This window comes from Rhizobium sp. 05N430 (genome assembly GCF_056396985.1).
The window spans coordinates 1-12,571 of the sequence record NZ_JBFTMO010000025.1 but is presented as its reverse complement, the minus strand read 5'-3'; the positions used below and the strand labels follow the sequence as shown (position 1 = coordinate 12,571).

Annotated in this window: 9 protein-coding genes; 5 read left to right on the top strand and 4 right to left on the bottom strand. The window is 58.2% G+C overall.

Going from position 1 to position 12,571, the window contains the following annotated elements; translation table 11 throughout:
- Positions 1-15 precede the first annotated feature (15 nt).
- Entirely contained in the window at positions 16-390 is a 375-nt protein-coding gene (locus AC1DJO_RS28200; RefSeq protein WP_112516655.1) for a GFA family protein, read from the bottom strand.
- Positions 387-647 carry a hypothetical protein gene (locus AC1DJO_RS28195; RefSeq protein WP_112389389.1) on the bottom strand — a complete coding sequence of 87 codons (261 nt, stop codon included), beginning with the start codon at positions 645-647 and terminating at the stop codon, positions 387-389. The genes AC1DJO_RS28200 and AC1DJO_RS28195 overlap by 4 nt, the downstream gene beginning before the upstream one ends.
- Positions 648-769: 122 nt before the next feature.
- On the opposite strand from AC1DJO_RS28195, the gene AC1DJO_RS28190 reads away from it, so the two are divergent.
- The 5 genes from AC1DJO_RS28190 (at position 770) to glgB (ending at position 11,787) form a co-directional block, all read left to right on the top strand.
- The gene (locus AC1DJO_RS28190) at positions 770-2,446 is read left to right on the top strand and encodes an HWE histidine kinase domain-containing protein (RefSeq protein WP_112445389.1); all 1,677 of its coding nucleotides are present in this window, start codon (positions 770-772) and stop codon (positions 2,444-2,446) included.
- Positions 2,443-2,808: a response regulator gene (locus AC1DJO_RS28185; RefSeq protein ID WP_112389387.1), complete on the top strand. Its 366-nt coding sequence runs from the start codon at positions 2,443-2,445 to the stop codon at positions 2,806-2,808. Before AC1DJO_RS28190 ends, AC1DJO_RS28185 begins: the two co-directional genes overlap by 4 nt.
- 297 nt (positions 2,809-3,105) lie before the next feature.
- On the top strand, positions 3,106-6,285 hold the full coding sequence (locus tag AC1DJO_RS28180; RefSeq protein ID WP_112445387.1) for an alpha-1,4-glucan--maltose-1-phosphate maltosyltransferase: 3,180 nt from the start codon (positions 3,106-3,108) through the stop codon (positions 6,283-6,285).
- Between the two features lies 1 nt (position 6,286).
- On the top strand, positions 6,287-9,583 hold the full coding sequence (gene treS / locus AC1DJO_RS28175; RefSeq protein WP_477973958.1) for a maltose alpha-D-glucosyltransferase: 3,297 nt from the start codon (positions 6,287-6,289) through the stop codon (positions 9,581-9,583).
- Positions 9,580-11,787 (top strand): 1,4-alpha-glucan branching protein GlgB, encoded by a 2,208-nt coding sequence (gene glgB, locus AC1DJO_RS28170; RefSeq protein WP_112445383.1) that lies wholly within the window; start codon positions 9,580-9,582, stop codon positions 11,785-11,787. The genes treS and glgB overlap by 4 nt, the downstream gene beginning before the upstream one ends.
- A gap of 83 nt (positions 11,788-11,870) precedes the next feature.
- Here the strand turns inward: glgB and AC1DJO_RS28165 are convergent, their stop codons facing one another.
- Both AC1DJO_RS28165 and AC1DJO_RS28160 read right to left on the bottom strand, forming a co-directional pair.
- On the bottom strand, positions 11,871-12,170 hold the full coding sequence (locus AC1DJO_RS28165; RefSeq protein ID WP_112389383.1) for a hypothetical protein: 300 nt from the start codon (positions 12,168-12,170) through the stop codon (positions 11,871-11,873).
- A gap of 54 nt (positions 12,171-12,224) precedes the next feature.
- Positions 12,225-12,571: TCP-1/cpn60 chaperonin family protein (locus AC1DJO_RS28160; protein WP_477973957.1), on the bottom strand; the 347-nt coding region annotated here is incomplete at its 5' end.

The following is a 12,571-nucleotide window of genomic DNA, read 5'->3' as shown; positions in this document are numbered from 1 at the left end:
CCCGCTTATCGGATCTCATGTCCGATCTTCGAGATACTGCTCCGCTCCTTCGATGGGCCGTAGCCATTTCTCCCGCCGTTTTATCCATAATTCGTACGTCGGTGCGAGTGGTGTGGGCGCCTCGGTGAGGATGCCGAGCTTGATCTCGGCCTCGTCCTCGTTCGCCGAGAACAACCTGGAACCGCAGTTCGGACAAAAGCGCCGTCCAGCGAACTCGCGCGTTTCGCCCTGGGATTCGAATTCAGTAGCCGGCCACACTGCGAAAAACGTGAAGGCCGAACCGCTCTCCTGTCGGCAGTCGGTGCAGTGACAGATGCCGATCCTGACTGGGTTGCCACGCAGGGCAACTCGGACGTTTCCACATTTGCAGGAACCGGTCAGTGTCGTCATTTCGGGGCTCCTGTTCCGTCGTCCACCACCTCCGTATCCGGTCGATCTCCCCCGTCGACGTGCTCGCTGTGCCAGCGACCATCCGAAAGTTGATAGGAAATCTCAGCGTCGCGACCTTCGAGATGCTGCCGTTCCGCGGCCGACTTCGCAGCGGACAGCGCCACGTCATGGTCGGCGAAAGTCTCCGACCAGACGTCGCCCAGCCTGTAACCGTAGCCGCCGTCGTGCGCACCGACATGGTATGTAAGTTTCGTCATTCTGTTTCCTCCATTTGACACCGTATCTAGTGCAACGCGGCCATGGGCCAAGCCCGTCTCGCCGCGCCCCGATAGCCAACAATCTTTCGGCATGCTAACCACCCTTATCGAGAGGGAGTCTCATGAGAAGGAAGCTTGTCGCCGTCGCCGTCGCCGCGCTTGCTCCGGTCGTCGCAATGCTCGGATATAACGAGTATGCGATGCGGAGCCAGCGCAACGACGAAGTGCGCGCACAAGCTGCGCAGGCGGCCCGGCAGGCGTCCTCAGAAGTCGAGCGGATCGTCGAAGGACTGCACTCGCTTCTCATCTCCGTGCGCTCCATGCCGGCAGTGCGGAACCTCGACCCCGCCGTCTGCAACGCGTTCCTTAGGTCGGTTGCATCCAGCGTCCCGAACATCCGGATGATCTTCGTCGTCGATCTCGAAGGCAGGCCCGTATGCGGAAGCGTTGAAGCCCCTGCGAGCGTGACGTTTTCCGATCGTGATTACTTCACGGCTGCCGTCGCCGGCGAAGACTTCGTCGTCGGGACGTACACGAAGAGCAGGATGTCGGACACGGCCGTTCTGCCCGTGGCGATGCCGGTGGTCGTCGACGGCACCACGAAGGCGGTGGTTGTTAGCGGGGTCAAGCTCGACTGGCTTCAGAAACGCATCGCCGAGCGCGGGGTCGCTCCAGGCAATGCCGTCACGATCGCAGATAGCGGCGGCACCATCCTCGCGCGCGTGCCACAGCCGGAACGTTTCGTTGGAACTGTCATCCCTCACGATTTTCAAAAGCTGGTCCACGCCGTGCAGCCGGGCGTGATCGAGGTGGTGAGCCAGGATGGAACCGAGCGTGTTCTTGGCTATCAGCCAATTACGCCGGGCGGCAGTCCCCTCTATGTGAGCGCTGGCTTCTCGAAGGACGAAGCGTTCGCCCCCATCAACCGGGCGACGACCATCAACGTCCTTGCGATCGTTGGAGGCGTTGTTGTTGCCTTCCTGGCGGCTTTCTTCGTGGGGACCAGGTTCTTGATATCGCCAGTGGTTTCGGTCGCCTCGGTCATGGATCGCTGGCGTTCGGGCGAGCTTACGGCCCGCACCTCGATGAAACCCACCGACGAAATGCACGCCGTGGGCGCTGCGCTCGATTCCCTTCTGGACGAGCTCGACTGTCGTCGCGTCCAGAACGAGCGGGCCGAGGAGGAGCGAATGCTTCTGGTCCGCGAGCTTGCGCATCGTGTCAAAAACGGCTTTACCCTTGTGCAGGCTATTGCCCGTCAGAGCTTCAGCAAGGCCGATCCCGACGCCTACCATTCGTTCGCGAGCCGACTGTCGTCTCTGGCATCGACATACGATCTCCTTCTGTCGAAAGACGCGAGCGCCTCTACCGTGCGAGAGGTGGTCGAGACCGCGCTGCGGTCTCACGGGGGCGACGATCACCAGCGCTTCCGAATTGATGGGCCGGAGGTTGCCCTGCCTGCAAACCTGGCGCTTCCGCTTTCGCTCGTCATTCACGAGCTGGCTACCAACGCTACCAAGTACGGAAGCCTTGGCAGCGATGGCGGACTGGTTTCCATCGAATGGACTTACGGCGACGGGCGGCTTTACCTGCTCTGGACGGAAACAGGCGGCCCGCCAGTCTCAGCACCGACGCGCAAGGGGTTTGGATCCATTCTCATCGAAAGAGCGTTTCCTGCTGCCGCAAAAGCCCGCTATAACCCAGATTACCGTCCCGAAGGCCTGGCGTTTGAAGTTGGTTTCACGGTGGAACCGTTCGCTACCGCGGACGCTCGGGTTCAAAGCGAGGAGGGAAAATGACTGCGAGTCGCACCAAAATCCTCGTAGTGGAAGACGAGCCTCTCTTGATGATGATGGCGGTCGGGGTCGTCGAAGACGCTGGTTTCGAGGCCATCGAAGCGAGCAACGCCGATGAAGCGATCGCGCTTCTTGAGAGCGATCCAGCAATCGTCATCCTCTGGACTGACATCGACATGCCGGGTTCCATGGATGGCTTAAAGTTAGCCGCTGCCGTTCGCGACCGCTGGCCGCCCGTCGAAATTCTCATCGTTTCAGGCAAACAGCGTCCAGGCAGCAACGAAATTCCGGAGCGCGGCGTTTTCATTCCGAAACCGTATGACAGTCGCATGGTTGCCGAAACACTGGTCCGGATGGCCGCCTAGGCGAATGTGCAGGCCGTCCCGGCTGCCTTGCCTCAACGCCGACGTTTACGTTGTCGGCAGTGGTGCTGCAGTCTCTCCAGAGGTTGCCGTAAATCCAACTGTGGGTCATCGATATGGTGTCGCCCCCGGTCAGAAATGATCCATTCGAGTTGCAGGCTGCGGGCGACAGCCACCTAGCTTTCGGGGCGATACCGCCGGAACATCGGTTTAGAGTGGAACAACAGCCATATTTCGAAGTTTCTTTGGCTCTGGTTGGCGTACTGCGCCCCGCCATGCCCGACCTTGGAGACAGCGTTTATGATGCCCGCGCGCCAACTACCAATTTCGAGACCTCGGATTTACTATGTGAACCTCATCGATCTTTCGGACGCCAATAGCTGGCTGCAAACCCTAGATCACGCCGCCTCATTGCATTTTGACACAGTGATGACCGCGCCGCTTTTTTGCGGTGGGATCGTAAACGTTTCAAATCGCAACTTTATCGATAACGGGTCGAGACTTCCCAACTCGTTGAATGACCCCCTATCGTTTCTATGTGAAAGCGCGGCATCTAGAGGCCTGGGCCTCATGATGGACGCACCGATTGCAACCTTTCGAACAGAAGGGGGCGTCGGGTTAGGGGCTCTTGATCCCCGTCACTCACCATCTGCTCCATGGCGACACGCCGACAGCGCGACGTTAGACGTTCAAGCTCTCATTGCACGTGTTTCGGAGCTTTCCGAACTCGGCGTCGCCGGCTTCCGGTTCCTAGGACTGGAACGGCTCGGGGATTTAGATTTGCAACGCCTGGGTGGGTTCGATTTCGGGCATAAGCGGCCGTTGCGGCTCGTCTATACGCCCGGTACCGATTTCGCCTTTCGCGCCAGATTGGAAGGCCGCGGCTTTGATGGCGTATTTTCCTCCCTTGCCTGGTGGGACATGCGCGAGGGATGGTTTCTCCAAGAACACCGTTTACAACGAGCGCTAGGCCTGCAGGTGGCGTTTCCAGAAGCGCCTTTCGCTAGACGATTAGCCCATGGAACAGAAGGTCGCGAGGTACGAGAACGAAGATCCGTGCGTGCCCTCCGGCTCTCCGCCGCTCTCGGAGACGGGTTGATGATTCCGATGGGTTTCGAATTTGGTGCCGTACTTCCGCTCGACGTGACGCGTGGCGGAGAACTAGACTTCGACATGCTTCGGTCTGGCGGAGCATTCGATATTTCCTCAGCAGTCCGGGAGGCCAACGACGCCATTGCCTCCTCAAGGCCGATGGTGCCGACGGCATACGTGACTTCTCCGGAAGCAACCGCCATAACCTTAGCCGATCACGATGACCTTCGCGTGGCGGAGCGGGTGGGGATCGTGGTCATCAACCGAGACCTTCGCCGGCCCAGTCCCTTGCCCTGGGAAATTGTCTCACAGGCCGCAGCGCCTTTTTTCGTCCAAGCTCCCGGAAGCGAACCTAGATTCCTAGCGGCTGGAGAACTTCAACTGCTCAATGCGGCCGTAGGCGACGAGATTGTCAGCGAGAGCGTGTCTTCGCCGGGAGCGGCGTCTGATGAGTCGGAACGGATCGCAATCGAGAATATCGAGCCGCAAGTCGATAAAGGGCGTTTTGCCGCAAAGCGCGTTGTCGGGGAGACGGTTTCCGTCAAAGCGGACATTTTCGCCGATGGCCATGATCGGCTGGCAGCGTCTCTTCTGTATCGTGCCGTTGATGATGCCAACTGGACGGAATCTCCTCTCATCCTCGACAACAACGACCGGTGGGTGGGGCAATTCCGGCTCGACAGGATCGGTCGCTATGAATTTTGCGTTGAAGCTTGGAAAAATCCGTTTGCCATATATCGCCATGAACTCTCAAAGAAAGCTGAAGCTGGTTTGGATCTCACGCTCGAATTGATCGAGGGGGAGGCGCTTTTGCGCAAGGCCAGCGAAAGAATGGCGGCCCCCGGAGAAAAAATCACTGAAATTTTAAAAATCTTGGCAAATAGCGACTCTAGTGAAAAGACGAAGGTGCTTCTGTCTTCTCATCTGTCGGCACTGATGTCGGAAGCCGACGAGCGTCCATTCCGCACCCGTTCACCACCCTCGCTTGTTGACGCTGAACGAGTGCAGGCTGCATTCGCAAGCTGGTACCAGGTCTTTCCGCGGTCGCAAAGCGGTGACACCGAGCGTCACGGCACGTTCGACGACGTCATCAGCCGACTACCGGCAATTCGCGACATGGGATTTGACGTCCTATATTTTCCCCCCATTCATCCGATCGGAAGTACGAACCGGAAAGGTCGTAACAACAGTCTTAGGGCGGAGCCGGGCGATCCCGGCAGCCCTTACGCAATCGGGTCGCCGGAGGGGGGCCACGATGCAATACATCCGGAGCTCGGTGGCTTCGAAGGGTTTAGGCGTCTTGCCAAGGCAACCCGAGAACATGGATTGGAACTTGCGTTGGACCTCGCGATCCAAGCATCCCCGGACCACCCTTGGCTAACGGATCACCCAGGCTGGTTCGAATGGCGCCCGGATCGCACCATCCGCTACGCCGAAAACCCGCCCAAGAAGTACGAAGACATCGTCAATGTCGACTTCTATTCCAAGGACGCGGTGCCCGCCCTTTGGGAGGAACTGCGCGATATTGTCCAGCTATGGGTGGACGAGGGCGTCAAACTGTTCCGCGTGGACAATCCGCACACCAAACCGTTCCCCTTCTGGGAGTGGTTGATTGGCGACATCCGCGCTCGTCACCCAGACGTCGTGTTTCTGTCGGAAGCGTTTACGCGACCGAAGGTGATGTACCGCTTGGCCAAGGTCGGCTTTTCGCAGTCTTACACCTATTTCACTTGGCGCAACACCAAGTGGGAGCTCGAGCAGTACATGATGGAGATTACCCAGACCGAGGCCAAGGAATTCTTTCGGCCGCACTTCTTTGTCAACACGCACGACATCAATCCGGACTTTCTCCAGGATGCTCCACGGCCAGCATTCGCCATCCGCGCTGCCTTGGCTGCGACGCTGTCAGGGCTCTGGGGCGTCTATAACGGTTTCGAACTTTGCGAGGGCCGTCCGGACGTCAAGCGCAAGGAATATGCTGACAGCGAGAAATATGAAATTCGCGCTTGGGACTATGACCGTCCCGGCAACATAAAACCTGAAATCACGATGTTGAACCGCATTCGGCGCGACAATTCCGCTCTCCATTCCCACCTTGGTCTTACACTCCTCAGTTCTTCAAATCCCAATGTGATGTTTTTTGAGAAGGCGGCGCCCGGCCGTCACAATGTTTTGCTCGTTGGGATTTGCCTCAACCCTCACGGAAGCGAGGAAAGTACTGTCGAGATCCCGTTATGGCAGTTTGGAAAAGACGATGGCGGCACACTGGACTTAGAGGACCTGGTCAGCGGCCGAAGGTTCTTGCTTACGGGCAAGTGGCAGACGCTCCGGCTGGATCCGTGGCATTTGCCGTTCGCAATCTGGCGCGTCAGAACAGGAGAGATTTGAAATGGACGCCGTGTCGACAAGCGAGAACCGGACCGAGACTGCGGACTCCACGCTGTGGTACAAGGATGCCATCATTTATCAGTTGCACATTAAGTCGTTCTACGACGCCAACGGCGATGGGATAGGGGATTTCGAAGGACTCTTCGAAAAGCTCGATCACATTGCGGCGCTTGGCGCCAATGCCATCTGGCTGCTGCCCTTCTTTCCTTCACCGCGGCGCGACGACGGTTACGACATCGCAGACTATGGCAGCGTCAGTCCCGATTACGGCACGATTGACGACTTCCGCAAATTCGTTGCAGCCGCCCACGATCGGAACATCCGGGTGATTATGGAGCTGGTCATCAACCATACCTCCGACCAGCACCCCTGGTTTCAACGGGCGAGGCAGTCTGCTCCGGGGAGCCCCGAACGCGACTTCTATGTCTGGTCTGACAACGACCGTAAATTCCCCGAGACCCGCATCATATTCATAGACACCGAGAAATCCAATTGGACTTGGGATCAGACCGCTGGGGCATACTACTGGCATCGCTTCTACTCGCACCAGCCCGATCTTAATTTCGACAATCCACTCGTAATGAAAGAACTGCTGTCTGTGATGCGCTTTTGGCTGGAGACGGGAATCGATGGTTTTCGTCTGGACGCAATCCCTTACCTGGTTGAACGTGAAGGGACGAATAACGAGAACCTGCCGGAAACGCATGCAATCCTGAAGCGGATCCGAGCGGCGCTCGACGAAACCCATCCTGGCGTCATGCTGCTTGCCGAGGCCAACCAGTGGCCGGAGGATACCCGCGAATATTTCGGGGATGGAGACGAGTGCCACATGGCGTTTCATTTCCCCCTCATGCCGCGGATGTATATGGCAATTGCAAAGGAGGATCGCTTTCCGATCACAGACATTATGCGGCAGACCCCGGACATTCCTGATACATGCCAGTGGGCGATCTTTCTGCGAAATCACGACGAGCTGACGCTGGAGATGGTGACCGATGCGGAACGCGACTACCTCTGGGACACGTATGCGTCCGACAAGCGGGCGCGTATCAATCTCGGCATCCGGCGCCGTCTCGCACCGCTCATGGAGCGCGACCGTAGGCGGATCGAGCTGATGAACGCACTTCTTCTATCGATGCGTGGCACACCTGTGCTGTACTATGGCGACGAGATCGGAATGGGCGACAACATCTATCTCGGAGATCGCGACGGCGTTCGCACACCGATGCAGTGGTCCCCCGATCGTAACGGCGGGTTTTCTAAAGCCAATCCTGCGCGCTTGGTGCTTCCGCCCGTTTCGGACGCGCAATATGGCTATGAGGCCCTCAACGTCGAATCCCAGACTTCAGACGCGCACTCGTTGTTGAACTGGACGCGCCGAATGCTGGCCTTGCGCAGTCGCCATCCCGCTTTCGGCAGAGGATCGCTCCGATTTCTGACACCGGAGAACCGGCGCATTCTGGCCTATATCCGCGAGCATGACGACGAGGTGATACTGTGCGTGGCCAACCTGTCGCGAGTCCCTCAAGCCGTCGAACTTGACCTCTCGGCTTACGAGGGTCGAGTGCCTGTCGAGCTTACGGGTATGTCGCCTTTTCCGCCGATCGGGCAGCTCACCTATCTTCTGACGCTGCCACCCTACGGATTCTTCTGGTTTCAACTCAACGCTCAATCGGACGGTCCCGCATGGCGCACCGCTCCGCCGGAGCAACTTCCAGATTTTCATACGGTTGTGATCCGGCGCAGCCTCACCGAACTTTTCGATGAAACTCCACATCAAGCCGTGCTGGCCGGCGACATTCTTCCGGCGTACCTGGCGAGACGGCGATGGTTCGGCGCAAAGGACCAGCCGCTTCAGTCGGCGAGACTGATTTCGGCGAGCTCCATACCCTTCGCCGACGGCGTCGTGCTCGGTGAAGTCGAGGCAGTCTTGCCCGATCACGTCGAAAGCTATCAGCTTCCGCTCGCGATCGAATGGGATGACACCACGCCCAACATCCTCGGGCAACAACTGGCCCTCGCGAGAATTCGGCAAGGGCGGCGTGTCGGTTTCTTGACGGATGGATTTACCGTCGAGCCCATGGCGCGGGGGATCATCGAGGGTCTGAAAAATCGATCTAAGATCACCGGTCGGTCCGGGACCATAGAGTATATTGGAACCGACTTCCTTGACCGCCTGGATATCAACGACGAGATGGAAATCAGGTGGTTATCAGCCGAGCAGTCTAATAGTTCTCTCATCGTTGGCGACGTCGCAATGATAAAACTCATTAGGCACGTCTTTGAAGGCATCCATCCCGAAGTAGAGATGACGCGCCATCTAACCCTGCAGGGATATGAACACACTGCACCCCTTCTTGGCGAGGTCGCTCGCACCGACGGAGAAGGGCGCCGCTCAACACTTATCGTCGTGCAAGGCGCTATCCRCAACCAGGGAGACGCGTGGAACTGGATGCTCGCCAATCTGCGTCGCGTTGCCGACGAGGTTGCGACCACCGAAGCCGAGTTGGACGCTGCCGACGATCAATTAAGGCCACTTCTCAGTTTTGTGGCCATGATCGGCCAGCGCCTCGGGGAGCTGCATGTGCTGCTAGCCAAGCCGACCGAAGATCCGTCTTTCGCGCCCCGCCGGGCTGGATTGGCGGACGTCGACACGATCAAAAGATCGGTCACCGGAGAAATCGCGTATGCATTCTCGAAGCTGCAGGAGATCGCTGATACTATTGAGGGCCCGCTCGAAGATGCCGTTCGGTCGCTGCTAGCTGAGAGGGACCAGATCCTAGATCTCGCGGCTCGGCGATCTGAAAAATCTGCGACGACGCTTCTTACGCGCGCCCATGGCGATTTCCATCTGGGTCAGATTTTGGTGACCGAAGGCGACGCCGTCATCATCGACTTCGAAGGCGAACCTGCGCGCAATCTCGCGGAGCGTCGTGCCAAGACGAGCCCCCTGCGGGACGCAGCGGGACTACTACGCTCGCTAGACTACCTGGTGGCAACCGCGACGCTCGAGAACGACGCTGTTTCCGACCATCACGATGAACGCCGGCGCCAACTTATCGTCCGGTTCGGCACTTCCGCCAAACGACTTTTTCTTGAAAATTACACTCATGCCTTGGCTGGATCGTCGAACCTGCCAAGTGATCCCCAGACGGTACAAGAACTCCTCGACATCTTTCTCTTGGAGAAGGCCGCTTACGAAATCGCCTACGAGGCCCGCAACCGGCCGAAGTGGCTTCCGATACCTCTGTTTGGTTTCGGCGAAATTGTGTCGCGGCTCCAAGGAGAGCCTGCATGACACAGCAAGCAGTAGCGATGACATCGGATCTTGATCCCGATGAACTGGTTGCGATCGTCGAGGGCCGGCACGGGGACCCTTTCGGCGTTCTCGGTCCGCATAAAACAGCCGACGGCGAGACGAAGGTCCGCACGTTTTTTCCAGGGTCGCTCGGCGTCGAGTTGCTTGACAGCCTCAGCGGCACGGTTCTCGCGGTATCGGCGCGAGTGCACCCGGCTGGAGTCTTCGAAGCTTCGGTCGAAAGCGGCGCAAAGTACCGGCTGAAAATCCTCTGGCCAGGTGGCGCGCAGGAAACCGACGATCCCTATCGGTTTGCTCCGCTGCTCGGCGAACTCGACCTTCATCTGATTTCCCAGGGAACGCACTATCAACTTGCATCGGCGCTCGGCGCGAATCCGATTTGGGTCGAAGACGTTGAGGGTGTCCGTTTTGCCGTCTGGGCGCCGAATGCCCGTCGGGTGTCGGTTGTTGGTGACTTCAACACCTGGGACGGTCGACGACATCCTATGCGCCTGAGGCGCGAGGCTGGCGTGTGGGAGATCTTTATTCCGGATCTGACGGTTGGAGAGCGCTACAAGTTCGAGATTTTGGATGGTCAGGGGAGCGTGCTCGCGCAGAAGGCCGATCCAGTCGCACGAGCTGCTGAAGCCGCGCCGTCTACGGCTTCCGTCGTTGCGTCCCCTGAACCCGTCAGGTGGCGCGACGCTCGGTGGATGGAGAAACGCGCAAGCACAAACGTTTTGGATCGTGCGATATCGATTTACGAGGTCCATGCTGGATCGTGGCTACGGGAAATGACCGACGGGGGCAGGTCACTCGACTGGTTCGAGCTCTCGCAGCGGCTGATACCGTACGTCAAAGAAATGGGGTTCACCCATGTCGAGCTCTTGCCGATCATGGAATATCCGTTCGGCGGTTCATGGGGATATCAGCCTTTAGGGCTGTTTGCGCCGACAGGACGGTATGGCACGCCAGAGGACTTCGGATATTTCGTAGACCGCTGCCACGATAGTGATATCGGCGTCATTCTGGACTGGGTTCCAGCTCACTTCCCCAGTGACGTCTGGGGCCTCGCTCGGTTCGACGGAACGGCTTTGTACGAGCACGAGGACCCGCGAGAAGGGTATCACCGCGACTGGAATACACTGATCTACAACTTGGGCCGGGCCGAGGTGAAAGGCTTCCTGATCGCCAGCGCTTTGGAGTGGTTGGACAGGTATCATGTTGACGGACTTCGTGTCGACGCCGTGGCCTCGATGCTTTACCGAGACTATAGCCGGCCAGAAGGGGAATGGATACCCAACCGGTATGGGGGCCGCGAGAACCTGGAAGCCATCGAATTTTTCAAGCATCTTAATAGCGTCGTGCATGAACGCCACCCGAACGTCTTGATGATCGCCGAAGAATCAACGGCGTTCCCAAAGGTGACGGCGTCGCCCGAAGATGGCGGCCTAGGCTTTGATATGAAGTGGAACATGGGCTGGATGCATGACACCCTCAACTACATGTCGGATGATCCCGTCTATCGCAAATACCATCACAGCTCTATGACATTCGGGATGATCTACGCCTACACGGAAAGGTTTGTCTTACCGTTTTCCCATGACGAGGTGGTGCACGGTAAGGGTTCCTTGCTGACGAAGATGCCGGGCGACGACTGGCAGAAGCTTGCAAACCTAAGAGCGCTTTACGGTTTCATGTGGGGCCATCCAGGCAAAAAGCTTTTGTTCATGGGGTGCGACATCGGACAGCGGAGCGAGTGGAACCACGACACTTCAGTCGAGTGGGATCTGCTCGACGAGCCTCGCCATGGCGGGCTCCAGCGATTGGTCAGGGATTTGAACCGAGTGTACTCTTATTTTCCACCCCTACAATACGGAGACCTAAATTCGGATGGATTCGAGTGGGCTGTCGCTGACGATGCTGAACATTCTGTGCTGGCGATGATCCGGTACGACGAAAAGCAAAAGGCCGTCTGCCTCATCGTATCAAACTTTACGCCGGTACCACGGCACCGTTACCGGATAGGCGTGCCGTTGGACGGCCTTTGGCGCCGAATCCTCAGCACCGATGATACAGTATATGGTGGCTCCGGCATGGCAACTTCAGACGCTCAGTCCCAAACCAATGCCGCGCATGGTCGATCGTTTTCTATAGAGGCGGACTTGCCGCCCTTATCCACGGTTATGTTCATCAGAGAGTAAGGCGGCAGACGCATACGTCGTCGAGACGTCTTACGGGGATGATGTTCACCGGATGAAGCAGTGCTAAGTGGCCGGCTTGGCTGTTATTGCTGGTTGTCCTCACTCATCGTCTGGCTCGATAGACGATCGATGGCACCTCGGTTCATGTGTCGCAGCACGCCGGAAAGCGAGTCACGTTCCTTATCAGACATCAGCTCATCGACGGTTGTCATTGCCTCTGACAGAAGAGTTTCGCGGTCCCGCAGACCCTTATTGAAGAGTCTGGCGACTGCTACCGTCAGCGCTCCGACGGAGGTCGGGTCACCCGTTATTCCTTTGGCCCGTGCGATCTCCCTGACAATACTCGCGCACAGACGCGCGTCTTCTTTCGATGGCAAGCTCATAACCACTCCGCGATTGGCTCGCCCCAGCGAGTGGGGCGAGCCTGGCCCGATTGTTTAGAAATCCATGCCTGCCCCAGCCGGGATCGCCGGCGCGGCATCCTTCTTGGGCTTCTCGGCGATCATCGCCTCGGTCGTCACCAGAAGGCCGGCGACCGAGGCCGCATCCTGGAGTGCGGTCCGCACGACCTTGGCCGGATCGATGACGCCCTGTGTATAAAGATCGCCGTATTCGCCCGTCTGGGCGTTCCAGCCGAAGGAGAAGTCGGTCTTTTCACGCAGCTTGCCGACGATGACGGAGCCTTCGGCACCAGCGTTTTCGGCGATCTGGCGAACGGGGGCCTCGATCGCCCTGCGGACGATCTCGATACCAACCTTCTGGTCTTGGTTGGCGGTTTGGCGGT

Excerpts from the sequence above, each read along its gene's own strand:
- AC1DJO_RS28190 (WP_112445389.1), top strand. The coding sequence starts at position 770 with ATGAGAAGGAAGCTTGTCGCCGTCGCCGTCGCCGCGCTTGCTCCGGTC.
- AC1DJO_RS28180 (WP_112445387.1), top strand. The coding sequence starts at position 3,106 with ATGATGCCCGCGCGCCAACTACCAATTTCGAGACCTCGGATTTACTAT.
- AC1DJO_RS28165 (WP_112389383.1), bottom strand. The coding sequence starts at position 12,170 with ATGAGCTTGCCATCGAAAGAAGACGCGCGTCTGTGCGCGAGTATTGTC.
- AC1DJO_RS28200 (WP_112516655.1), bottom strand. The coding sequence starts at position 390 with ATGACGACACTGACCGGTTCCTGCAAATGTGGAAACGTCCGAGTTGCC.
- AC1DJO_RS28185 (WP_112389387.1), top strand. The coding sequence starts at position 2,443 with ATGACTGCGAGTCGCACCAAAATCCTCGTAGTGGAAGACGAGCCTCTC.
- glgB (WP_112445383.1), top strand. The coding sequence starts at position 9,580 with ATGACACAGCAAGCAGTAGCGATGACATCGGATCTTGATCCCGATGAA.
- AC1DJO_RS28195 (WP_112389389.1), bottom strand. The coding sequence starts at position 647 with ATGACGAAACTTACATACCATGTCGGTGCGCACGACGGCGGCTACGGT.